Below are 23,654 nucleotides of genomic sequence, written 5' to 3' on the forward strand. Positions count from 1 at the left end.
AGTTGAATCACAAGATTTTAGAGGTGATATAATGATTCATTTTTTTGATAGAGTATCAAAGAATCCTATAATTGCAGCAGTACAAAATTTAGATAAATTAGATGATGCCTTAGATTCTCCCTGTGAAATAATATTTCTTCTATCAGGAAATATATTTAACTTGAAAGAAATATCTTATAGAATAAGTTCAAAAAATAAGGGTTTATATATACATATAGACTCTATAGATGGTTTTTCCAAAGATACTTGGGGTTTGGAATATATAATTAAAAATATATCTCCTGACGGAATAATAACAGAAAAGAACAATTTAGTGAAATTAAGTAAGGATATGGGGGTATTCACTATACAAAGATTATTTATACCTAACTCATGTTCTCTAGAAAATTCCATATCCTCCATAAAAAAAACACGACCAAATGCTATTGAAATACTTCCTGGAATAATGCCAAAAATAATAAAAAAGGTTATTAAAGAAACAAAAATATCCGTAATCGCCAGTGGTTTAATTACGGATAAATATGATTTAGATTCTAGTCTAGATGCTGGAGCTATAGCTGTATCTGCATCTTGTAAAGATGTTTGGTATATATAAATTTATTCTCTGCCCTTTTTAAATATCCCAATAATAAGCCCTGTGGATAATCCAATAAATCCAGCAATCATTGTAGTTACAACGACCAATAATCTATTAACATCCCCCAATGTTGAAGAATCTACACCTACATAAAATAGATTATATATTCCTATTAAAATCAGGATGAATCCTGGAATATATTTTATAGCCCTATTTTTTTTAGAAATAAGATAGGTTATAAAAGTAATAACTATTGCTCCTAATGCAAACACTCCTAATATTTTTGCGAATTCTAAGTGAACGATTAATTCTTTCATGATTCATCCCCCATCTCTATATTAGTATTCTACCGCCTCAGCTTCATTCTTTAAAAATTCCTCTTCCCATAGCATAGTATATCTACCTGTAGCCCATTCTGCCATTACAATGGTTTCTGAGTTATCTATTTTAATCCTTCCTAATTCCTTTTGAGATATTTCATGATTATTAATTGAATATATTAATAAATTATTTCTTGTTACAATAATAATTATATCTTCATTGGGTGAGGTATAAGCATCTATAGCTTCAGGCACTTTAGATTTTATAACATTCCATGGTATGGCCAACTCATCATAATTTACTAATTCCTTAGGAGGAATTGTCTTTATATTATAATCCTTATAAAATTCTTCACCTTCACTCTGATAATTTATTCGGCCCTTCATAATCCAATATCCATTTCTTCTCGCTAATCCAAAACTCTCTTCATTTAAAAGTATATTAGAATTAGTTTTAACTATACTTTGAGCACCTTCTTTAAAAACCCTTAGCCCTTCCTCACCAATTATATCTGAAACTTTAATTCCTTTTTCATCGTTTAAATAATCAATTGGGTAAACCTGTAAAGTTCTTTTGTCATTTGATAAATCAATTAATTCTGTAGAAATATAATCATTACCAATATATAAAATATTTTTAAGTATAGATGGATATAACCCTTTTGCCTTAGGATTTAAGGAAGCTGTTATAAGAAGTGAAGCCGAATCATCAAGAAATCCCTCTTTAAATTTTCCTTTTTGCGTTGCTCTAATCTTATCATTTACAGAATTATCTATATCCTCTCTTTTCACCTCTACAAACCAAAAACCTTTTTTTCTAGGCACTAATAAATTATTCATTTCATATGCAGAAGCTATATTACGATTGTTGGTTCTGATCCAAATGGTCTTATATTTCCATCCATCAGTTTGATTCACTTCATCATAGGAATAAGACTTTATCCCTAGAAGAATTCCAGAACGTAATATATCTACTTCTTCCGCATTGGAAATTCTCATAATACTTTTCTCAATATTTATATATCTATCAATTTCTTCTTTACTTATTTGATCAACACTTTTCTTTAAAAAGTAAAATCTATCTTCAACGAAGGTAATCATTTCATTATCACTATATCTAATAAACTCATAATATTGATTATTACCTAATATAGTTATTATCTCAGCTTCCTCTTCAGAGAGATTTAATTCTTCAGGAGACACTTTATATTTATACAATAAGTAATCGGCAAGTTTCACATTCTTTAGTTTATAGGTAGGCTCTTCTACATAATCTTCACCTATTACTGTAGCAGATTTATGAAACAAAGCCTCCTTATTAATTAAAGACTCTGAATCTCCTATGCTTCCTTTTTTATAAGGACTATCGATAGCTTTCTCTATAATCCATTTACCCTGTATAGGAGGCAGATTATTTTCTGGAGCCTTTATTCTATCCTTAGTCTCAAATTTATTAATACTACAGGAAGTCGAAAAAATGAATAATATTATAATAGATATAATTAAATATACTTTTCTCATTAGCTGACCTCCCTCAATGGCAATCTTACTATTACTCTAGTTCCTTCGTTTATATTAGATAATATTTCCATGGTGCCATTATGAAGCTTAACAATTTCATCACAAATAGATAATCCGATGCCACTATGAGATTTACTGTTTTTCCCTTTGTAAAACTTTTCCTTCACCTTTGGCAAATCTTCTTCAGATATACCAACTCCATTATCTTTTACTTCTAATACTAAAATATCATTTTCTTTATATGCATTTAAAATAACTTTTCCATCTTCAGATGTAAATTTAAAAGCATTATCTAATAGATTGATGAGTACCTGCTTTATTCTATTTTCATCTCCAAGCATATATCCAAGACTTTGATCTATATTTATAATAAATTCAATCCTATTATTTACTGCTCTAGGTGTTAGTTGTTTTCCTATCATTTCAATTGTATCTTTTATCTGAAATTCATCATTTTCCAGCTTTATCCTTCCAGAAACAAATCTAGAAAAATCTAAAAGTTCTTCTACCATAATACTTAGTCTATCACTTTCTTTTTCAATGATTTCAAGTCCATCTAACATAATTTCATTTCCACCAAAATCTTCACATTTTAATGTAGCTGCCCACCCCTTTATAGATGTAAGTGGAGTACGAAGTTCATGTGATACCGAAGATATAAAATCATTCTTAATCTGTTCTTTCTTAACCAATTCCTCTGCCATATAGTTTAGCGTATCTGATAGTCTACCAATTTCATCTTCTAGTTCAATATCACTTCTCACTTTTAATTGTCCATCAGCCATTTTTTCTGCAACTCTCGTTACCTCCTGAAGTGGCCGTATTATAGAATTAGCAAGAAAAACACTTACCATACCAGAAATAAAAACGACTATAACACCCATACCTAACAACAAAAAAGAAATAAATCTTATTACTCCATTAGTTTCCTTAAGAGAAGTAATAAATCTGATAATTCCTATGACTCTATCTTGATCTTTTATTGCTGCTGAAACAGACATTACTGGACTATTATAATAGTTTACATTTCCTATCCAAACTCCTTTTTCTCCATTTATTGCCTTTTTTATATCTGGATATAAGTTTGAATTATCATTTGTAACCCCTAAAGAATCCATTATGAGTTTTCCATCAGAGTTAAGTATCTGAACCTGTGCTGTTGTATGCTGCCAGAATACATCTATGTCGTCTATGACTATATCTTCTAATCTATCTAAAGAAAAATATCTTAAATAATAGTCTATAGAAAATTCTATCTGATTGCTAAGTATATCCTCAATATTTTTATAATAATAGTCTTTCATACCATTTATTAATACAACCTCTAAAATAACCACGGTTATAATAATAATCAGCATAAAACTTTTAACTAATCTAGTCTTTATACTTTTTCTCATTAATCATTCCTCTAATCTTAACCTAATGTTAATTTGACAAAATTCTAACTTTTAACCTTCCATCTATATCCTATTCCCCAAACAGTTTCAATAAAATTGGGATTACTAGAATCATCTTCTATCTTAGATCTAAGTCTCCTAATATTTACGTCTACAATTTTAGAATCACCTACAAAATCATAACCCCATACTAAGTTTAGTATTTCATCTCTTTTGAAAGCCTTTCCAGAATTTTCTACAAAAAGTTTGGCTATAGCATATTCAGTAGGAGTAAGCTCTATCTCACAATTTTCTTTATAAAACTTACGGGAGTAGGTATCTATTTTAAAAGGTTCAGAAACCAATATAGTGTCTTCATTTATATTTTCTGACGACTCTATTCTTCTCGTTAAAGATTTTACTCTTAAGATTAACTCTGTAGGATTAAAAGGCTTGGTCATATAATCATCAGTCCCATACTCCAACCCCATAATCTTATCTACATCTTGAGATTTAGCAGTTAACATTATTATACCTAAGTTTGGCAACTCTTCTCGTAGAACTTTACATACCTCAAAACCATCAATTCCTGGTAACATAAGATCTAAAATAACTATATCCACCTTTTCATTTCTTGCAATTTCTATTCCTTCTTCTCCACTTCCTGCTTCCAGCACCTTGAAACCATTCCTTTCAAGGTTTATTCTTACAAACTTCCTTATAGATGATTCATCTTCTACTACAAGAATTGATTTACTCATTAAAAATCACATCCTTAATTTTAATCTTGATCCAGTACTCTAAATTCATATCCTTCTTCTATAAGATAATCAATTATTTCAGGTAAAGCCTCAACGGTTGTTTTTTTGGAATCAGAATCATGCATTAATATAATGATTTCTTTTTTTCCCTTTGCTGTAGCCTTCAATCTATCTATTAATTTATTTTTTGGTAAATCTATTCCTTCTGCATCGCCATTTAATGCATTCCAATTATAATTTTTATATCCTTTATCCGTAGCTGCTTTTAAAAATTTTTGTTTATGTTTTTCAAAGGACCCTCCTGGCAATCTTAGTAATTTCGTTTCAAAGTCCTCTCCCAAAACTTCTTTCAATACTTTATCTGTAGAATTAATCTCACCTAAGAAGTTATCAATATTTTTATATATATAACTATATTTATGACTATAAGAATGATGTCCAATAGAATGACCTTCTTCGTAAACCCTCTTTAGGACATCTTGATTCATATTAGCCATTTTTCCTAAAATAAAAAATGTAGCTTTGATATCATAATCAGCCAATATATCTAAAATTGCAGGTGTAATTTGCTTTGATGGTCCATCATCAAAAGTTAAATAAGCAATTTTCCCCTTTTTTACTTCTTCATTTACTATTTTTTGTTCCTCCGCTTTAGTTTTTTCTTCTTTAATTCTCTTTTCTTCTGCAATTCTTTTCTCTTCTGCTATTCTCTTTTCTTCTGCAATTCTTTCTGCCTCTGCTCTCAATCTTTCTTCCTCAATTTGTCTAATTTCCCCATCCAAAACTATGCTAACGGGATTGTTTGAGCCCATTATATTTAAAGTGTCTGCTACACTAACAGCTGCAACTGCATTAGTTGAATTGCAAAAAATCTTTACTGATATACTGCCAATTAAAAAAAATATAATAGCAAGCAAAAAAATATACCTTTTCTTTATAATAAAGGATTTTTTATGTTTTTTCATTTATGTCCCCCCTATATCCTTTTCTGTCTTATGTTTAATTCTAGCATATTATAAATATTAATTCTATTGGTTACAAACAAATTAATAAATAGTTACAAAGATTTTACATTATCTATTCTTATGTATATATATTTCCAGAAAATCAATATTCAAACTAAAATAGGCTGTTTTCAGCCTATTTATTATAGTGGAAAAAAGCTTCTGTTTCTCCTGAATAATTCAGAGATTAGTAAAATTGTTATTAAATCCCTAGTAATTCTGCTTCTTCCAAAAAATGGTCTTTGTTCTGCCCTAACCCTCCCTCTATACTTTCTTTCATATGGATCTTCATGTATTTCTGGATATTCATGTACCATTTTTATATATATATCATCCACCATCTTTTCCATTTGTTCTCTTGTAATCTTTTCCATAGAACAATTATCATCTAAATGCTCATTCACTGCTGATATAACCTTAGGATAGATTCTGTAATATAGTTCTGGATAATCATAATGCATAAAAACACCTCCCCTTTATATTCCTCTAATATAATATGATAAGGGAGGTGCTTTTGATACTTATTCTTGCATTAAATCCTTAAATTGAGATTTATATAGCTTAGCATATAAACCATCTTTTTCTATTAAATTTTCATGACTTCCTTGCTCTGCGATTCCATCTGCAGTTAACACTAGAATCTCATCTGCATTTTTTATTGTTGACAATCTATGAGCAATTACTAATGTAGTTCTTCCCTTAGACAAATCCTCTAAAGATTTTTGGATCATTATCTCAGTTTCATTATCTAGCGCAGATGTGGCTTCGTCTAATACCAATATAGGAGGATTCTTTAAAAATAATCTTGCAATTGAAATCCTTTGTTTTTGACCTCCAGATAACTTAACGCCCTTTTCACCTATAAAGGTATCATATCCCTCTGGTAAAGATATGATAAAATCGTGTATACTTGCTTTCTTAGCAGCTTCTATAACATCTTCATCCCTGGCTTCTGGATCACCATATATTATATTATCACGAATGGTACCTGTAAATAAAAATACATCTTGTTGAACAAGTCCTATTTTTTTTCTCAAATCTTTAATTTTTATATCTCTAATATCTATATTATCTAATAGAATTTCTCCCTCTTCTATTTCATAGAATCGCGGAATAAGATGGCATAAAGTAGTCTTGCCTGCACCTGATGGACCAACCAAAGCTACAGTTTTTCCTGCATCAATAGACAAATTCATATTAGAAAGAATTGTATTCTTACCATTGTTATAACTAAAAGATACATTATTAAATTCTATATCTCCTTTAACGTCTTTTAGTTCCATTGCATTTTCTCTATCGATAATATCTGGTTCTATATCCATGATCTCAACGAATCTCTCGAATCCTGTCATACCATCTTGAAGTTGTTGTGAGAATTCAGATAGCCTCCTAATTGGCTGCATAAAGAAATTGACGTAGAGTGTAAAGGAAAAAAGGTCTCCTATATTAATTATATCTTTATATACAAAGTATCCTCCAAGGCTTATCACCAACAGATTAAGAATACTTGACATTATTCCTATTCCTGATGCAAACTCAGCCATAACTTTATATGATTCTTTTCTAGCATTACTAAAACTAAGATTCCCTTCATTAAACTTTTCAATCTCATAGTCTTCATTAGTAAATGATTTTGCAACTCTAACCCCTGAAATACTATTTTCAAGTTGAGAATTTACATTTGCAATTTTCTTTCTTACCTCTCTAAAAGAATTTGACATTCTATTTCTTTTAGATATAACAAACCATATTATAATAGGTATAGCAGAAAATAATACTAAAGTAAGTTTCCATTCAATTCTAATCAGTACAATGAATGAACCTAACAACATTACCAAAGATATAAATAAATCTTCTGGACCATGATGAGCAAGTTCTGTTATGTCTCTTAAATCATTGACTATTCTAGACATTATGTGACCCGTTTTATTATTGTCATAGTAACTGAAAGGTAACGACTGCAGATGAGTAAATATATCTCTTCTCATATCATGTTCAATTCTAACTCCCAGCAAATGTCCCCAATAAGAAACTATATAGTTACTTATATATCTAAGGACAAATAAAATAGTCATTATAATCGTCCATCTTACAAGAAGATCCATTCTGCCCTCTGGTATAATTTCATTTATCATTTTTCTAGTGAAGACTGGAAAAACAAGATCAGATATAGATATAAGCAATGCAAAAAACATATCTATAAAAAACAATCTTTTGTGTGGCTTGTAATAAGATATAAATCTTCTAAGCAAATAATCACTCCCCCTTAACCTTTATAGTATAATATTTCGAGTCACGAATATTATATAATAGTTTTGCTTTTTTTTCAATTGTATTATATTATATATTAATTAACAACTACAAATTGGAGGTCAAAATGAATAGTATTCTAATGTTTTCGACTACATTTTTAATTCAAATAATAATAGCTATAGAAATGGGTGTAATTGGACCACTTGCCCCTTTCCTAGCAAAGCATTTTTCCATTAATGAAGGTATGGTAATGCTTTTTAACTTGGGCTATTCTGCTGTTGGATTTCTCGTTCCTTATCTAGGTGTTTTCGCAGATAAATATGGTAAGAAAAAAAGTCTAGTTATATCTTTAATATTATTTATTATTGGTTCTACTATTGGCGGATTCGCAAGATCGTCATATATATTTGCTTTTGCAAGAATCTTCATCGGATTTGCATATTTTTCTATAAGTGGAACAAACCTATCTTACATATCTGAATTTATATCTTATGAAAATCGTGGGAAAGCTTCTGGACTACTCAGGACTGCCTTTGGCTCAGCCATACTTTTTAGCCCAATTTATGCTACCTATCTAGTTAGTAAATATAACAATTTGGCTATAATATATATTCCATTAGCTATTGTAGGCACACTTTCTCTAATACTTTTAATTAATTTGCCTGAAACTAAAAAATCTCACGATGTAAAAGTAGATAAGAAAGAATTTTTATCTTTACTAAAAAATCCTATAGCTAAAAAGATGCTGCTTACTGTATTTTTATTACTAACCGCTCCATCTCTAATACTGAATTACTTGAGCATCTATCTTTCAAACAATTTTAATCTTTCTCAAGTAAATATTGGTATTGCGTACACATTCATAGCCCTCGGGACTATTGCTGGCATTCTTTTTTCAGCCATTTTTTCTGATAAGTTGGGGAAATATAAATTATCCAAAGGTTTATTTGTTTTAATGGTGTTAGCTATAATACCTATTACATATTTTAGTTCTTTGCCACTGGTATTGAGTTTTGTAACATTATTTTCTTTTGGATTAGACGGAGGATGGACTTCCTACCAAGCATTGGCATCTGAAATTATCCCAGAAAAAAGAGGAACCTTTATGAGTTTATTCTATACTGTAAATGCTCTTACTATAACATTTTACAGTATAATAGGCCCTCTTATCTATACCTTAGGCGGATTTAAACTCGTCCTAAGTATAGCAGCTATTTCCTCGATTTTAGCAATAATCATTATATCAAAGCTTGACATAAAAGAATAACTATTATTCAATCTTTAATCTATTGCTTATTATATCTAAGACTAGATAATGAATCATATAAATAAGTGTTATAACTCCCGTATCATTTAATGCAAAACCAACTAAAGAAGTGATGAAAATTATCATTGCTTCTTCTTTTATTTCTTTAGTATCTCTTATAATTCTTCTTAATTTATTAAGTATAATAGCCTGAAAAATCAATACTATAGAGAATGGTGGTAATATTGTTAATTTAAAGAGTTCCTTAGCCTTAAAGGATGCCAAGGATATCAATTCACTGATTCCGTTTTCCTTTAATCTATAGAAAAATCCAAATGCATGGGTATTCTCTCCTGTGAAATCATCAAATATTATATTTAAACTAAATATAAATATTCCTATTAAAAAGAATAAAAATAAATATCTCCTTATTTCTTTATTAGAGAAAAATAATCTATAAATCATAAGTCCAAATAATACAACAGATGTTATAAATCCACCAGTATTAGCTCCAAAGTATGTAGATAATGTTACCATATTAATTATAAAAATAAATAATCCAATAAATCTTTTTAAATTATCACTTTCTATTGATTTTGTTATGCTAAAAAAACTCAATATAGAAGTAACTAATAACACTCCCATGATTCCATTATTTAATCCATAATACCTAGCTCCATATACTAAATTATTAAATCCAATATATGAATTATAAATCATCTTTGGATATAAACAAGTCCCGAAAACTACTAAAGCATAAGTGAATATACTTATTAGCTTTACTAAATCTAGTTTTCTTTTTATAATAAGTCTAGTAATTAAATAAGAAATTAACAAATTAATGATTAAATAGATAAAAATATTTTTATGAAATTCAAACAATCCAAGTAATAGTGATGTGAAAATATTTGTAGATACAAAGGAATAAATAGTATATAACCACTTCTCTATTTTTTTAGATTTTAATATCCATACTCCAAGTAATACTTGAACAAAATAGATAAGTCCATGAAAGAGGTATGCAGCAATCAATAAATTCATATTCTTTTTGTATATATCTTCAATCTCTTTCTTAGGATTATCTGATTCTATGGATTTAAAAGGTTTTCCTATATCAATTTTCTTTTTATAACCATATGTCTCCTTTATCTGAGCTGAAATGTCTTCCAATGCAATAAGTCCTTCTCTTTTAGTAGATGAACTTGTCAATAAACCGTGGTTTCCCTTATTAATATGAATAATTGGAACAAGATATTTATTCAATAAATATTTATCTTCCGTCGCTACAGCTTTAGGCAAAATAATTATTTGCTCATTTTTATAATGATTTAAATATTGATTTAAAATCTCTATTCTATTATGCCCTTGTTTCAGATCATATTCTAATACTAATACATCTGATTTATTTAGTAAATTGTCAGTTTTTTCTACTAGCCAATTTAAACTATATATTATAGAATCCTCACTATAATCAACTATCCCCTCTCTATTTCCAATTATAAGATTACCTTTTCCTTCTCCGATATATGAAACATTTTCTTTTTTCAAAATATCACTTAAATAATCTATCTTTTTATCCTTTTTCCCAAAATTCTTTATATTTAGCTTTCTTCCTGTATTTATAGATAAGAATAATCCCTCTTCTGAATAGGGTGGCCTAGTCTTTAAATTCACAAAACCAATACTATATTGGTCTAAATATAATTCTTCTATCGTTTCTATTGAAAGTTCGTCAACTATTAATAGAATAGAATTTATGTCCTCTGCAAATATAATATTAGGTATTAATATTATTGAAATTAATATTATAAATTTTATTATTTTTTTCATCATAAAAAATCCACCTTAATATATAATTGAACTTAGAATTCTAAATATTCCTAGTACTAAGGAGAAGATACTTATTAGTATCCTATATCTGTAATTCCCATCTTTAACAATGTCTTTTTTCTTGCTAAAAACTCTTTCTTCCTCCACATTATCTATATCGTAGTTTTCTTTTATATAAATAAATATACTTATTGATAAAAAAACTATTCCGATCAACAATGTATTACCCCCTATGATTTAACCAAGATATTATATTATCCATTACTTGGCTTTTTTCTTTTTCATTTAAGATCTCATGATATAGATCATCATATATCTTTATCTCTTTATCCTTCGATGATATGCTATTGTAAAGATATACAGCTACTTCTTTAGGTACTATTTTATCTGCCCCTCCGTGAAGAATTAGACATGGATAGCTATACCTTTGAATATTTTTGTTAATATACTTCCTTCCTTTTACTAAAAATTGTACATAGAAATTTAATGTGGCATCTTTTAATATTAGAGGATCTTTTGTATAATCTGTCACAACATTTTCATCCCTGCAGATATCTTTTGTTATAGGGTTTTTTATTCTCATTTTTTTTGCAAATAAATTCAAAAACTCATATAAATATGACCTATATCCTTGAGCCTTTGGTAAGGTATTAACTGCAGCACCTGAAAATATTTGTCCCTTTAGTTTATTAGGATAGTTTAATCCATATAAACATGTAATAAATCCACCCATACTGTGTCCAAGCATAAAAATAGACAAATCATTGTTTTCCCTCTTAATTAACTCTACCATTTCATCACAATCTAATATAAAGTCCTCATAAGAATTTACATGACCCAGTATAGATTTAGTTCTCCCATGTCCTCTTAAATCATAGCGATATACACTATATCCTCCATAATTTAGGCTTTGTGTAATATAATCATATCTTACTAAATGCTCTGCGAATCCATGATTAATAAGTACTATTGCTTTAGGTGATTCTACAATATCTTTCCTGTAGAATAATTCTATGCCATCTCTAAGCTTTAAATAATTTTCCATTTAGGACACCCCTTTTATATGGCTATTTATTAATCTCTTCAATTAGTTCTATAGTATCATCATTTAATGTTTTTAGGCTTATCCTGTCAGTCTCTTTATCTTCTAATTTATACTTTTCTTTAAGCTTTAAAATTCTATAAACTTTCTCATCTATATCTTCCTGACTTATCTCTCCAGTTTCTATAGCTTCTTTTATTTTTTCAAATACTTTTCCCGGGTTATCTTTTCCGTGACAGACTAAAGCTATATCTCCTCCTGCCTTAATAAATGATAATACTCCATCCTCTAATGTATAATTCTGCACTATTGCACCCATAGTCATATCGTCAGATACTATTACTCCATCATAGTTTAATTCCTCTCTTAGAACGCCTTCAATTATCCTTGAAGACATAGTAGCAGGATATTCTTTATCTATCTCTGGATATAGTATATGAGCTACCATTACTATATCTACATTTTCTTTAATAGCTTCAATAAATGGTATCAGTTCAAATGATTTTAACTCTTCTATAGTTTTATCCACTCGGGGTAATTTCACATGTGAGTCTACCTCAGTATCTCCATGCCCTGGAAAATGCTTCACAGCAGGAATTACTCCTATATCACGTATACCATTCATTACCTCTAACCCATTATTGACTACTTGATCTATGGTAGTACCAAAAGCTCGATTTCCGATTACTGGATTCTTAGGATTAGAATTAATATCTAACACGGGTGCAAAATTTACATTGAAACCTAAAGCACTGACCCTCTGACCCAATATATTACCAGTTCTATAAGAAATGTCTTTGTCATTTTTCTTTCCTATTTTCATAGCCTCTGGTAACTTTGCAATTGACTTAGGTAATCTACTGACTTTTCCCCCCTCTTCATCAATAGATAAAAATAAAGGTATATCATTATTGGTATTTGCATCCTTAATGTCATTAAGGAGTTTTAGAGTTTGATTCTCATCTACTATATTCCTTGCAAATAATATAAATCCTCCAACCTTAAAATCTTCAATAGATCTAACAATTTCTTCATTAATACCTATTCCGTCAAAACCAACAATCATTAGCTGACCTATTTTTTCCTCTAGGGACATAGATTTAACTTTATCTTCTATAGAATCCACTACTTCTTCATTATTATTGTTAGGTATCTCTATATCTGATTCATCTAAATTTAAATTTTCTTGCTTGCAACCTCCTATAAAGATAACGGATATTAATAATATAAATGTTATTACTTTCAGCCTCATGCAATCACCTTTTCTTATGTTATATTAATTTTATTATAGTTTCACCTTATTTACAATAAGTATGAAAACAATAAATAAAATCAAATGGAGGGATTTTGTCCCTCCATCTATCTCTCTAAAATATATTTAAATTTAATTCTTTAGATAGATCTCTCATAATTCCATATCCAACTATGGAATTACCATATTGGTCTAATGTTGGACTAAATACACCAATACCCATTTTATATGGTATTGTTCCTAATATACCTCCACCTACTCCACTCTTTGATGGGATTCCTACTGTTGCAGCATATTCTCCACTAAAATTATACATGCCACATGTAGCCATTATTGCTGTTACTATTGACGCTATTCTAGCATCACATACTTTAATACTCTGTTCAAGCAGCTTACACCTATTAGCTAAAAATAATCCTATCTTAGCAATATCAACTGTTGTTATTTCTATAGAACATTGTTTAAAATATACATCTAATATTTCTTCTACATCGCCATCTATAAATCCCCTAGCCCTCATAAGATAAGCCATAGCTCTGTTCTTATGCCCTGTATCCTTTTCCGATAAATATACTTCTTCGTTATAGGATATACTTGGATTCTCTGTCACTGTTCTAATAAAATTTAACAGCCTATTAAAACGTTCTTCTCCCTTACCTTTGATCAAAGATGTTGTAACTATGGCACCTGAATTTATCATTGGATTGGAAGGTTTCACCGTATGAGGAAAATCTAGTTTAAATAATGTATTAAAAGGCTCTTCAGTAGGCTCATAATCGATTTTTTTAAATACCTTATCCTCACCATTATCTATTAAAGCTAACATGAGACTCATGATTTTAGATATACTTTGAATAGTAAATTTTACATCATAGTTTCCAGCCTTATAAATATTTCCATCAACATCCATAAGGCAAACCCCTATATTATTAGGATTAACTTTAGATAATGCTGGTATATAATCTGCTACTGCCCCTTTGGATATTAAATATCTATTTTTTTCAATAATCTTTGATAATAAATCTTCCATTTTATCCCCCTCATCTAGTGAACATCAAAATAAGTTTTTCCTATGAACTCTCTTAGAATAGAGTTTTGTGGTATTATGCTTTCATCTTCAATATCTCTAAAATATTCTAAGAATTTAAGTAATTTTTTTGCTTCTCCATAATAAATACTAGTGCTATTTATTTCTTCTAAAAGTGGCTTTATATGCTTTTTAAGAACTGCTAACTCATAAACCAAAGTGGAATCAAACATTATATCAGCTTCTTCTTGGAATGGGAAAATATATCTTTCTTCTCCTTTCCTTACTCCAGACCACAATTCCAAAGTACGTATGGCATCATTTCCTCTATATTTTATATCTCTAACGATTCTTCTAATAAGCCTTGTATCAGTCGTAGGAATACGATTATGTGCATCTATATTAAGCTGAGTCAAAGCTGAAATATAAATCTTATATTTATTTTTTTCTGGAATATAACTAGTCATTTTAGGATTTAAACTATGAATCCCTTCAACAATTATAGGATGATCCTTATCTACTTTAACTATTTTCCCTGATTTCTCACGTTTACCTGTAATAAAATTAAACTTAGGTAGCTCAACTTCTTCTCCCTCAATTAATTTTACCAAATCTTCATTTAACTTATCTAAATCTATTGCATTAATATTTTCAAAATCATAAGTACCATCTTCATTTAATGGTGTTTTTTCCCTGTCAACAAAGTAATCATCTACAGAAATAGATACTGGTCTTTTTCCATTTACCTTTAATTGAACCTCTAATCTTTTTGAAAAAGTGGTTTTTCCCGAAGAAGATGGTCCTGCTATTAAAATCAGATGAATGTCTTCATCCTCACAAATTCTATCTGCAATATTGGCAATCTTTTTTTCATGAAGTGCCTCAGATATTCTGATTACCTCAGCTATACCACCATCTATAATCTTTTCATTTAAAGAACCTACATATGCTAAATCCAGTATATCTCCCCAATCATTTGCTTCCTTAAATACCTTAGATAATTTCTTGAGTTCCTTAAATTCAGGTATTTGATAATTAGAGTTCATACTAGGAAACATAATTAAAACTCCTGGGTAATAGTATTTAAGCTTGAAAATCTCTACATATCCTGTGGATGGAGCTAAAAAACCGTGATATGTATCTCTATGGTCTCCTATATTATATACATCTACTTCCTCTCTGTCTAAAGTGTTAAAAAGTCTTATCTTATCATAGTAATTATATTCTTTAAAAAGTTTTATAGCCTTATCTTTAGACATTTTCTCACGTAGTATTGGAAGATCATCTTGAACTATTTCTTTCATTTTTTCTTGTATTTGTTCCACTTCTTTAAAAGTTATTGAATTACTTTTTTCAAAAGTCACATAAAGTCCTTCACCTAAGAAATGTTCTATTCTTACAGCCCTTTCAGGAAATAATTCTTTGCATGCCATTATAAATACAGCAGATATAGTTTTAGTATATATTCTATATCCATCCACATCATTAATATCCAGAAAAATTATATTCATATCTTCTTCAACTATTTTGCCTAAATTGAAAACTTCATTATTCACTTTAGCACCTAAATATTTCTTATAGTCTTCCTTAAAAACTTTTCTAGCCACATCTCTCAAAGTCGCTCCCTTTTCTACTAATAATTCTCCCATTCCTTCTACATGTAATTTAAGTTTGTAAGTCATCTTTACACCCCCAATAATTACTCAAATAAATCTCTTTCTATCTCTTCTGCTTTTCCAGTCAAGTCACCAATAAAAACCTTATGGTTTAAATACTCAAATTCATCATATAGTCCATTGAATTCTACTTTATATCCATGGAGCCATTGATTATCTAAAGAATATTCTTTATTAAACTTTCTATTAATTTCCCTATCCCCATATTTTCTATCTCCAATTACTGGATAGCCTAATGAAGATAGATGTCCTCTTATCTGATGAGTTCTTCCTGTAATTAACTCAATTTCAAGTAAAGAGTATCCATTTTTATTTTTCAATGGTTTTATAACAGTTGTGATTTTTTTTGAACCTTCGTAATCATCTTCATGAACTGCTACTTTGTTTTTATCTTCGTCCTTTGATAGATAACCTTCAGCTGTAAATTCTTTTCTTATATTTCCTTTAACTATGGTTTTATAAAACCTTCTTACTTTTCCCTCTTTTATCGCTTCATTTATAGCTTTTAATGACTGGTAGTTCTTAGCTCCTATTATTATACCAGAAGTATTTCTATCTAATCTATTACATATAGAAGGAGTAAAAGTCTTCTGAACTCTAGGTATAAAATCACCCTTTTCAATCAAGTAAGAAATCATACTATCTACTATATTTTCTTCAAATTCTTTAGATGCACCATGAGATAGTATCCCTACTGGTTTATTTATCAATATGATATTATCATCTTCGTATATAATATTAGGCACTAACTTTGATTTTATTTCTCCTTTTATTGCAATAAATTTATCTATGGTTTCCTCTGATAAATAAAGTTGAATTCTATCACCTTTATAAATGGTAGTTTCTGGTTGAGCCTTAGCATCATTCACCTTTATATTCTTCTTTCTGATCATCTTATATACAAATCCTTGAGGTGCTTCTGCTAAGTATTTCTTTAAAAATCTATCTAGTCTCTGTTCACTTTCATTTTTATCTACTATTATTTCTCTCAAAGTTTTCTCACCTTTTCTAAAATCTTATGTTATAATTATATTATACACTATTCTGGAATTAAAACCTAAATTTTTACAAAAGTTCTTTAGAGAGGTGAAGATATGAAAAATTTTCTTGAAGGAATAAAGGACATGCTATATGATTCAATAGACTACATAATAATGATTGGCATTATAGGCATTGTAGTTCTTGTCATAGGTTGGAGACTTGACCTTCTATTTGCAAAGGATGCACTAGATGTACCACCTAAGAATGATGTTGTTATTGAAGATAATGAAGATAAGAAACCTGATTCTTCAATAGATAATGAAGATCAAGATATTGAAGAACCCAATGACGAAAATCAAGATAATGAGCCTAAAGATAACAATGAAGGCAATACCAAGGTGGAAAATCCTCCTCAAGATTCTAATGATAGTGTAGAAGATTCTAATGATGGTAAAGTTGTTAAAATTACCATACCATCTGGCTCTTTGCCATCTAAAATCGGAAGCATTCTAGAATCAAATGGTCTTGTTAGTAAAACTGATTTTGTTCAAAAAGCTCAAGAATTAAAACTGGATACTAAATTGAAATCTGGTGATTATGATATTAAGATTGGCAGTTCAGTAGAAGATATAGTAAAATTAATTGCGGATAAAAAATAAAAGTCTTTTTATGAAGACTTTTATTTTTTATAGTCCATTTTAAAGTTTTCATCTTATAAAAAGAATTTAACTTCAGTAAGATTCCAAGAAAACTATCTATAATACTTTAATAAAAGCTTTTAATTTAATAGGTTTCATTAATATACTCATCTATTAAAGATACTTTTTTCTCTTCTATAAATACTCCTTCTTTTTTTAGTATGTCTAACAGCCAAATCGCTTTCGAATGAAATATTGCTTCCTTATAATCAAGAAGTACAATTTCATAAAGCTTATCTCTTAGGAGTTTTGAATTAACATTAATATAATATGCTTCTACTCCTTTAAATTCTAAGTACTTAAGTAAGCTAAGAGCTGCTTTATCTTTTTCATGATAATAATTATTTCCTTTATTTAAATAGTAATTATAATATTTTTGATGTTTTCTAGTATTTTTTACTTCCTTTGCTAGCATATTAAAATATTTAGCTAAAACATTATAATACTGATAATTATACATTCCCATCTCATAACTATCTATCCTCAAAAAAGGTTTCAAATTCATCTTCATTACTAAATCATAATTATATTCTAAAAATTGTTTTTTTGTTATATCTCCGTTTTCAAATTTAACTATTATGGCAGATCTATTATCAAAAAACGTTTCAAAATTGCCCCTTTTTTTTATATAAAAATTCAAACTACACACCCTATCTAATTTAATTTTTAGTTATATTATATCACATTTATATGACTTTTTAATAAATTTATCTCGTTTTCTGTTAGTTCTCTATACTCTCCTGGACTCAAGGATTCATCTAAATTTAAAGGTCCCATGGAAACTCTCTTTAAAAATAAAACTTTCATACCAATACTTTCAAACATTCTTTTAACCTGATGAAATTTACCTTCTTGTATAGTTAGATATACTTTAGATATAATATCAGCATTTATTATCTCTAAATCTGCTGGTAAGGTTTTATATCCATCATCCAAAGTAACTCCGTCTTTAAAGACTTCAATATATTTATCTTCTACATATCCGTCTACTTGGACATAATATTTTTTATTTACACCTTTTTTTGGAGATAATAATTCATGGGCCAGTTTTCCATCATTGCTTATCATCAACAATCCTTCTGTATCCTTATCTAATCTCCCTACTGGAAAAGGCTTATAAATTAAGTGCTGTCTTTGAAGTAAATCTATTACAGTTCTAGTTCTTGGATCATCTGTAGAAGAAACAAGACCTTGAGGCTTATTCATCATAATGTATATATATTCTCTATATAAAACCTCTTCATCACCCAAAAAAATTTCATCTTCGTATGGGCTTACTTTAAATTCATTATCTAAAATAATAGAATTATTTACCTTCACTCTACCATCTTTTATAAACTTTTTTACATCTTTTCTACTACCATATCCCATATTAGCAAGTATCTTATCAAGTCTTTCTTTTTTTGACATTCTATCACCTTTCCTATCTAATATCAATATTTTAACCTATTTTATATTTTATTTAAACTCCTCTAAAGAATAATTTTTTTTAAATTAGAAAAACTAATATTGTGAAAAATACTTTTTGAAAGGAGATTATTATGCACAAAGAAAATATTACTGAAGGAGTAAAATGTGTAGTAAACACTTGCCACTACTATAAAAATGGAGACCTTTGTACAGCTGGTCAAATTGAAATACGTCCAAGAAACGCTTCATCATCATCAGAAACTGATTGTGCTACATTCCAACCCGATAATAGTATGAGATAAATAAAATAAGTACTTATAAAAGGCAGGAATCACTCCTGCCTTTTATCTTATACTGCATATTCTGCTTCTAATTCTATACAATACTCCTTTAAATTATCTGGTATTTGCTCTATAGTATAATCCACGTTTATAAAGAACTCCATTTCAAATTTCTCACATATTATATTTAGATCCCTTACCAGTTTTTCTAGTTTTGGAATATCTAATTTTATTATCTTGTATATACTATCTACATAGATTTTTTCCACATCATAGTCCATTCCAATTAAGCCACACAAAAAGCCATAGAATGATTCAACATCTAATATATTGAATTCCATGGCATTAATTAGTCTCACATTATAATTTAAAGTAAATATATGGTCGTCATCCACATCAATAAAAGCAATATTACCATTGCCTTCCTTCATATCCTTGTTAGCGTTGTCAATTAACCATTTTGTTTTACCAGAACCTTTTTCACCTAAAATTAACTTAACCATGACTAACCACCTCTACCTTTCTTTTATTTGTTATATTATATATTCTATATAAGTTTAGAATTTCCTCTTTTATTTTACAAATTATTTGAATTTTTTTATTCCTTTTCCATTTAAGTAATCAAACTTGATGCCCTGTCTAGAATGTCTCGATTCCATAATAGATACTATCTCATCTCTAATCCTCCACCAAGATTCATTCCAATTAACAAATAATGAATTTTCTTCTGGAGCCCTTCCTATAACTCTTTGAATTATAATACTAGGATCAAGATGTTCTAAAAATAAAATTACTCTTTCAATATACTCGTCTTTAGATATTAAAGATATTTCTTCTTTCTTATATAAATTTCCTAAAGCAGTTCCATCCACAATATATAGAGCATGAAGTTTTATCTCCTCTATACCTAAAGCCGATAATATTTTTGCATTTTCAACTACATCAATATCATTATCCCATGGAAGGTTTAAGATTATATGGGTGCAGTTTCTGAGATTATATTTTTTAATTCTCATGCTTGCATCTATATATTCCCCTAAGGTGTGACCCCTATTAATTTTTTTTAAAGTCAAATAATTTACTGTTTGCAATCCTAACTCAATAGTTATATCTATATTATACTCTTTTTTCACATTAGATAAATATTCTAAATATTTATCATTTATACAGTCTGGTCTAGTTGAAATAGATATTTCAACTATATCATCTATTAAAGCCCCATCTATACAATCTTTAAAATTTTCAAAAGGTAAATAAGTATTTGTAAAATTTTGAAAATAGGCTATAAATTTTTTGGCCTTATACTTGTTGCCAATATATTCTTTATTTCTTATTAATTGCTCTCTTATTGATATTGAAGATGATAGATTCTCAAAAGAACCTCCCTCTTCTCCACAAAATATACATCCTCCCTTACCAACAGTACCGTCTCTATTTGGACAAGTTAAAGGTAAGCTTATAGGTAATTTATATACCTTTTCACCATATTTATCATTTAAGTATTTTGAATAGGTATTATATACTGTTATTTGATTCAATTTTTTCCTCCTTTCTTTATATATTTAATACCCTCTTTAGCTCAAAAGCAACACCTGATTCATTATTATCTTTTTCTGTAATTATTTCTGCTACAGATTTTACCAATAAACTACCATTTTTCATTGCTATACCAAGACCTGAATTTTTTATCATCTCTAAATCATTATTATCATCACCAATTGCAATTATTTCTTCAGGTTTAATATTTAATTTATTGGCATATTCAACTAAGCTAAGCCATTTGGTTCCAATAGGATTCATTATTTCCAGCATGGTTTCTGCGAATTTGATATTCTCCATTATATGAGCGTTATAAGAATCAGCATATTTATCCTTTATATACTCATAAAATGGATAAAGTGCGTCTTTAGATTCTCCATAAACTACTGCTAATATTTTATCGTCTTCTATTTCTAAATAACTGTTTACCTTCTTAAATCTATTATCCTGTCCTATATAGTTATAATATTCCTTGTCAGATTCAATTATTATATCTATCCCTTCTTCATAACCATCTATATGAATAATAGGATGAAGATTTCTTCTATTTCCTTCTTCAATAATTATCTTAAAGTCTTCTATATTAAGGTATCTTGCAAATATAATCTTATCGTCCTCGGAATTCCTAACTATGTTACCGTTATTAGCCAAAATTGTCATATGTCTATCTATGCCTTTAGTTAATTCCTTTGCAGACCAATATCTTCTTCCAGTGGCTATCACCACTTCATATCCTTTTTCAATTAATTCACTAATAGTATCCAAATTTTCTTTTGATATCTCTTTTTTATCATCTAGCAATGTTCCATCTAGATCAATTGCTATTAGTTTATACAATTGCTGTCCCCCCTAAATTGCATAAAAGCACTTCGCCAAAATGGCAAAGCGCTCTCATAAGACTATTCCTTATCGTCTTCTAACTCATCATAGTTTTCATATTCTACAAAATCTTCATCATCTAAAAATAAAGCTTCGAAAGCCTCTGATACAGTTGCAAATTCTTCCTCATCTTCAATTGGTAATAGATCAAATTCATCATTTTCAAGCTCAATATATTTATAAAGCAATACTTCTTCTTCTCCTAAAGGTAACAAGGCAATATATTCAACATCTTCAACCTCAAATATACCTAAAACACTGCATTCTAATTCAGTATCATCATCTAAAGTAAGATAGATTATATCGTCTCCATCCATATCTTCAAGCTCAAAATCTTCATATTCATGATCATCACTACAGTCGCATCCACATCCGCATCCTCCGCAATGCTCATCATTGTATTCAAAAGTTTCATCTTTCTTATTATCCATATTCATTCTCCTTTGCAATTATATTTAATTAATTATATGCTAATGATACCCTATTTAACTATAGAAGTACATATATATTTTAGAAAATTATTGAATTCTCTCTAATACTTTCAATAATAGATTGTATGTCCTTTCTGTAGAAGAAATACTAAGTTTTTCTCCAGGTGCATGTACTCCGTACATATTTGGACCAAAGGATACCATATCCATATCTCCAAATTTTTCTTTGAATAATCCACATTCAAGACCTGCATGAATAGCAGCAATATTTATATCCTTTCCATAAACCTCTTTATATGCTCCTTTGAATATATCTCTTATATAAGAATCTTTATTATATTCCCAAGCTGGATAGGCAGAAGAACTCTCCCACTGTGCTCCAACAGTTTCAGCTAATAACCTTATTTGATTTGAAATATGGTTTTTCAATGTCCCTACTGAGGATCTCATGGCTGATTCAATAGTTATATCATTTTCCATAGTCTTTATGACTCCTACATTGTTAGAGCTTTCTACTAATCCTTCTATATCCATACTCATAGTTTGAACTCCATTAGGTAAAAGCATTAAGGAAGTAATTACTCTAGTCTTAGTTTCGTTAGAAAACACTTTGCTTTTATCTTCTTTTGCTTTCTCTAATACTAGTGTAATATCTTTATCAGAGGAATTTAATTCAAACCTTAAATCCTTTTCTATTTTAGAAATTAGAATCTTAGTTTCTTCAATAATATCATTTGGAATAGAAATAATAGCCTTTGCATATCTAGGGATAGCATTAGATTTAGATCCACCTTCTATATAGCATAAATCTATATCTACTTTTCTATTCATTACATCTAATATTCTTCCAATTATTTTATTAGCATTTCCTCTACCTTTATGAATTTCCATTCCTGAATGTCCACCTTTTAACCCAGTGACTATTAACTCATATAATTCCTTATTATCAGATAATTTATTCCACTCTATTGGAATAGTTATTATATTTCTTTCTCCGCCTGCACAACTAACTAGAATTGTTCCTTCCTCTTCGGAGTCAATATTTATTAAAATCTTACCTTCTATATTATTTGGATCTAATGCTGCCGCTCCACTCATACCCGACTCTTCATTGGATGTAATTAGTACTTCTAATTGGGGATGGGAAATTTCTTTTGACTCTAATATAGCTAAAGCCATGGCTACTGCAATACCGTTATCAGCCCCAAGAGTAGTTTCCCTTGACACAATATAATCTCCATCTAATTCGAGCTTAATTGGATCTTTTGAAAAATCATGGTTTGACTCCTCAGTCTTTTCACCAACCATATCCATATGACCTTGTAGCACCACGATAGGACTATTTTCATAACCCTTAGATGCTGGCTTTTTTATTATTATATTTAATGCCTCATCCTGAATAACCTCTAAACCTAAATCATTTCCTATCTTAGCTAAGTAGTCACTTATTCTTTTTTCATCGTAAGAACAACGAGGTATTTTAGATATTTCTTCAAAATAATACATTACACGTTCTGGTTTAAGACCTTCTAATATTCTCAATTTTATCA

25 protein-coding genes are annotated in these 23,654 nt (G+C 29.0%); 4 read left to right on the plus strand and 21 right to left on the minus strand.

The genetic code is table 11. The annotated features are described in order from the left end of the window. Positions 1 to 31 precede the first annotated feature (31 nt). A complete protein-coding gene (locus tag RDK80_RS11895) occupies positions 32 to 595 on the plus strand; it encodes a glycerol-3-phosphate responsive antiterminator (protein ID WP_201259855.1) in 564 nt (187 codons plus the stop codon). A 2-nt stretch (positions 596 to 597) separates the two neighbouring features. Here RDK80_RS11895 and RDK80_RS11900 read toward each other — a convergent pair whose 3' ends face one another. The 7 genes from RDK80_RS11900 to RDK80_RS11930 all read right to left on the minus strand — a co-directional run bounded on the left by RDK80_RS11900 (position 598) and on the right by RDK80_RS11930 (position 7,811). Then, the gene (locus RDK80_RS11900) at positions 598 to 894 is read right to left on the minus strand and encodes a hypothetical protein (protein ID WP_094901659.1); all 297 of its coding nucleotides are present in this window, start codon (positions 892 to 894) and stop codon (positions 598 to 600) included. Between the two features lie 21 nt (positions 895 to 915). Further along, positions 916 to 2,418, minus strand: coding sequence for a hypothetical protein (locus RDK80_RS11905; protein WP_308524382.1), 1,503 nt, complete (start codon positions 2,416 to 2,418; stop codon positions 916 to 918). Continuing rightward, positions 2,418 to 3,815: a HAMP domain-containing sensor histidine kinase gene (locus RDK80_RS11910; protein ID WP_308524383.1), complete on the minus strand. Its 1,398-nt coding sequence runs from the start codon at positions 3,813 to 3,815 to the stop codon at positions 2,418 to 2,420. Before RDK80_RS11910 ends, RDK80_RS11905 begins: the two co-directional genes overlap by 1 nt. A gap of 44 nt (positions 3,816 to 3,859) precedes the next feature. Beyond that, a complete protein-coding gene (locus RDK80_RS11915; RefSeq protein WP_308524384.1) occupies positions 3,860 to 4,555 on the minus strand; it encodes a response regulator transcription factor in 696 nt (231 codons plus the stop codon). 20 nt (positions 4,556 to 4,575) lie between these two features. Continuing rightward, positions 4,576 to 5,520 carry a polysaccharide deacetylase family protein gene (locus RDK80_RS11920; protein ID WP_308524385.1) on the minus strand — a complete coding sequence of 315 codons (945 nt, stop codon included), beginning with the start codon at positions 5,518 to 5,520 and terminating at the stop codon, positions 4,576 to 4,578. Between the two features lie 182 nt (positions 5,521 to 5,702). After that, on the minus strand, positions 5,703 to 6,020 hold the full coding sequence (locus RDK80_RS11925) for a hypothetical protein (RefSeq protein WP_094901649.1): 318 nt from the start codon (positions 6,018 to 6,020) through the stop codon (positions 5,703 to 5,705). A gap of 60 nt (positions 6,021 to 6,080) precedes the next feature. After that, positions 6,081 to 7,811 carry an ABC transporter ATP-binding protein gene (locus RDK80_RS11930; protein WP_308524386.1) on the minus strand — a complete coding sequence of 577 codons (1,731 nt, stop codon included), beginning with the start codon at positions 7,809 to 7,811 and terminating at the stop codon, positions 6,081 to 6,083. 125 nt (positions 7,812 to 7,936) lie between these two features. Between RDK80_RS11930 and RDK80_RS11935 the strand changes: the two genes are divergently transcribed. Continuing rightward, the gene (locus RDK80_RS11935; RefSeq protein ID WP_094901645.1) at positions 7,937 to 9,079 is read left to right on the plus strand and encodes an MFS transporter; all 1,143 of its coding nucleotides are present in this window, start codon (positions 7,937 to 7,939) and stop codon (positions 9,077 to 9,079) included. A 3-nt stretch (positions 9,080 to 9,082) separates the two neighbouring features. Here the strand turns inward: RDK80_RS11935 and RDK80_RS11940 are convergent, their stop codons facing one another. The 7 genes from RDK80_RS11940 to RDK80_RS11970 all read right to left on the minus strand — a co-directional run bounded on the left by RDK80_RS11940 (position 9,083) and on the right by RDK80_RS11970 (position 16,877). After that, the gene (locus RDK80_RS11940; protein WP_308524387.1) at positions 9,083 to 10,891 is read right to left on the minus strand and encodes a hypothetical protein; all 1,809 of its coding nucleotides are present in this window, start codon (positions 10,889 to 10,891) and stop codon (positions 9,083 to 9,085) included. Between the two features lie 12 nt (positions 10,892 to 10,903). Then, positions 10,904 to 11,107, minus strand: coding sequence for a hypothetical protein (locus tag RDK80_RS11945; protein ID WP_308524388.1), 204 nt, complete (start codon positions 11,105 to 11,107; stop codon positions 10,904 to 10,906). Between the two features lie 4 nt (positions 11,108 to 11,111). After that, complete coding sequence (locus tag RDK80_RS11950) at positions 11,112 to 11,933, minus strand: alpha/beta hydrolase (RefSeq protein ID WP_308524389.1); 822 nt, start codon at positions 11,931 to 11,933, stop codon at positions 11,112 to 11,114. Between the two features lie 22 nt (positions 11,934 to 11,955). Further along, complete coding sequence (gene nagZ / locus RDK80_RS11955) at positions 11,956 to 13,182, minus strand: beta-N-acetylhexosaminidase (RefSeq protein WP_308524390.1); 1,227 nt, start codon at positions 13,180 to 13,182, stop codon at positions 11,956 to 11,958. Between the two features lie 115 nt (positions 13,183 to 13,297). Next, positions 13,298 to 14,212: a glutaminase A gene (glsA, locus tag RDK80_RS11960; protein WP_308524391.1), complete on the minus strand. Its 915-nt coding sequence runs from the start codon at positions 14,210 to 14,212 to the stop codon at positions 13,298 to 13,300. Positions 14,213 to 14,226: 14 nt separating this feature from the next. After that, positions 14,227 to 15,891: a nucleoside kinase gene (locus tag RDK80_RS11965; RefSeq protein WP_308524392.1), complete on the minus strand. Its 1,665-nt coding sequence runs from the start codon at positions 15,889 to 15,891 to the stop codon at positions 14,227 to 14,229. A 17-nt stretch (positions 15,892 to 15,908) separates the two neighbouring features. Beyond that, complete coding sequence (locus RDK80_RS11970) at positions 15,909 to 16,877, minus strand: RluA family pseudouridine synthase (protein WP_308524393.1); 969 nt, start codon at positions 16,875 to 16,877, stop codon at positions 15,909 to 15,911. 102 nt (positions 16,878 to 16,979) lie between these two features. On the opposite strand from RDK80_RS11970, the gene RDK80_RS11975 reads away from it, so the two are divergent. Beyond that, positions 16,980 to 17,525, plus strand: coding sequence for a hypothetical protein (locus tag RDK80_RS11975; RefSeq protein WP_308524394.1), 546 nt, complete (start codon positions 16,980 to 16,982; stop codon positions 17,523 to 17,525). Positions 17,526 to 17,649: 124 nt separating this feature from the next. On the opposite strand, the gene RDK80_RS11980 is transcribed toward RDK80_RS11975, so the two are convergent. Next, on the minus strand, positions 17,650 to 18,204 hold the full coding sequence (locus RDK80_RS11980; protein ID WP_235601317.1) for a DUF6648 family protein: 555 nt from the start codon (positions 18,202 to 18,204) through the stop codon (positions 17,650 to 17,652). 35 nt (positions 18,205 to 18,239) lie between these two features. Continuing rightward, positions 18,240 to 18,974 (minus strand): pseudouridine synthase, encoded by a 735-nt coding sequence (locus RDK80_RS11985; protein WP_094901727.1) that lies wholly within the window; start codon positions 18,972 to 18,974, stop codon positions 18,240 to 18,242. A gap of 131 nt (positions 18,975 to 19,105) precedes the next feature. On the opposite strand from RDK80_RS11985, the gene RDK80_RS11990 reads away from it, so the two are divergent. Then, on the plus strand, positions 19,106 to 19,276 hold the full coding sequence (locus RDK80_RS11990; RefSeq protein ID WP_094901627.1) for a DUF1540 domain-containing protein: 171 nt from the start codon (positions 19,106 to 19,108) through the stop codon (positions 19,274 to 19,276). Between the two features lie 47 nt (positions 19,277 to 19,323). Here the strand turns inward: RDK80_RS11990 and RDK80_RS11995 are convergent, their stop codons facing one another. The 5 genes from RDK80_RS11995 to RDK80_RS12015 all read right to left on the minus strand — a co-directional run bounded on the left by RDK80_RS11995 (position 19,324) and on the right by RDK80_RS12015 (position 23,646). Next, complete coding sequence (locus tag RDK80_RS11995) at positions 19,324 to 19,758, minus strand: hypothetical protein (RefSeq protein ID WP_094901625.1); 435 nt, start codon at positions 19,756 to 19,758, stop codon at positions 19,324 to 19,326. A gap of 81 nt (positions 19,759 to 19,839) precedes the next feature. Then, positions 19,840 to 20,793: a TIGR01212 family radical SAM protein gene (locus RDK80_RS12000; protein WP_094901623.1), complete on the minus strand. Its 954-nt coding sequence runs from the start codon at positions 20,791 to 20,793 to the stop codon at positions 19,840 to 19,842. 16 nt (positions 20,794 to 20,809) lie between these two features. After that, positions 20,810 to 21,631 carry a Cof-type HAD-IIB family hydrolase gene (locus RDK80_RS12005; RefSeq protein ID WP_308524395.1) on the minus strand — a complete coding sequence of 274 codons (822 nt, stop codon included), beginning with the start codon at positions 21,629 to 21,631 and terminating at the stop codon, positions 20,810 to 20,812. A gap of 62 nt (positions 21,632 to 21,693) precedes the next feature. Further along, positions 21,694 to 22,104, minus strand: a complete 411-nt coding sequence (locus RDK80_RS12010; protein ID WP_094901620.1) for a DUF1292 domain-containing protein — start codon at positions 22,102 to 22,104, stop codon at positions 21,694 to 21,696. Between the two features lie 87 nt (positions 22,105 to 22,191). Next, complete coding sequence (locus RDK80_RS12015) at positions 22,192 to 23,646, minus strand: aminoacyl-histidine dipeptidase (protein WP_374041671.1); 1,455 nt, start codon at positions 23,644 to 23,646, stop codon at positions 22,192 to 22,194. Positions 23,647 to 23,654 lie beyond the last annotated feature (8 nt).

Origin of the sequence: uncultured Tissierella sp., assembly GCF_902479755.1 — a bacterium.
In the GTDB taxonomy this organism is placed as follows: domain Bacteria; phylum Bacillota; class Clostridia; order Tissierellales; family Tissierellaceae; genus Tissierella; species Tissierella carlieri.

Coding starts and splice junctions, on each gene's coding strand:
- RDK80_RS11895 (WP_201259855.1), top strand. CDS start 32: ATGATTCATTTTTTTGATAGAGTATCAAAGAATCCTATAATTGCAGCA.
- RDK80_RS11900 (WP_094901659.1), bottom strand. CDS start 894: ATGAAAGAATTAATCGTTCACTTAGAATTCGCAAAAATATTAGGAGTG.
- RDK80_RS11905 (WP_308524382.1), bottom strand. CDS start 2,418: ATGAGAAAAGTATATTTAATTATATCTATTATAATATTATTCATTTTT.
- RDK80_RS11910 (WP_308524383.1), bottom strand. CDS start 3,815: ATGAGAAAAAGTATAAAGACTAGATTAGTTAAAAGTTTTATGCTGATT.
- RDK80_RS11915 (WP_308524384.1), bottom strand. CDS start 4,555: ATGAGTAAATCAATTCTTGTAGTAGAAGATGAATCATCTATAAGGAAG.
- RDK80_RS11920 (WP_308524385.1), bottom strand. CDS start 5,520: ATGAAAAAACATAAAAAATCCTTTATTATAAAGAAAAGGTATATTTTT.
- RDK80_RS11925 (WP_094901649.1), bottom strand. CDS start 6,020: ATGCATTATGATTATCCAGAACTATATTACAGAATCTATCCTAAGGTT.
- RDK80_RS11935 (WP_094901645.1), top strand. CDS start 7,937: ATGAATAGTATTCTAATGTTTTCGACTACATTTTTAATTCAAATAATA.
- RDK80_RS11940 (WP_308524387.1), bottom strand. CDS start 10,891: ATGATGAAAAAAATAATAAAATTTATAATATTAATTTCAATAATATTA.
- RDK80_RS11950 (WP_308524389.1), bottom strand. CDS start 11,933: ATGGAAAATTATTTAAAGCTTAGAGATGGCATAGAATTATTCTACAGG.
- nagZ (WP_308524390.1), bottom strand. CDS start 13,182: ATGAGGCTGAAAGTAATAACATTTATATTATTAATATCCGTTATCTTT.
- glsA (WP_308524391.1), bottom strand. CDS start 14,212: ATGGAAGATTTATTATCAAAGATTATTGAAAAAAATAGATATTTAATA.
- RDK80_RS11965 (WP_308524392.1), bottom strand. CDS start 15,891: ATGACTTACAAACTTAAATTACATGTAGAAGGAATGGGAGAATTATTA.
- RDK80_RS11975 (WP_308524394.1), top strand. CDS start 16,980: ATGAAAAATTTTCTTGAAGGAATAAAGGACATGCTATATGATTCAATA.
- RDK80_RS11985 (WP_094901727.1), bottom strand. CDS start 18,974: ATGTCAAAAAAAGAAAGACTTGATAAGATACTTGCTAATATGGGATAT.
- RDK80_RS11990 (WP_094901627.1), top strand. CDS start 19,106: ATGCACAAAGAAAATATTACTGAAGGAGTAAAATGTGTAGTAAACACT.
- RDK80_RS11995 (WP_094901625.1), bottom strand. CDS start 19,758: ATGGTTAAGTTAATTTTAGGTGAAAAAGGTTCTGGTAAAACAAAATGG.
- RDK80_RS12010 (WP_094901620.1), bottom strand. CDS start 22,104: ATGGATAATAAGAAAGATGAAACTTTTGAATACAATGATGAGCATTGC.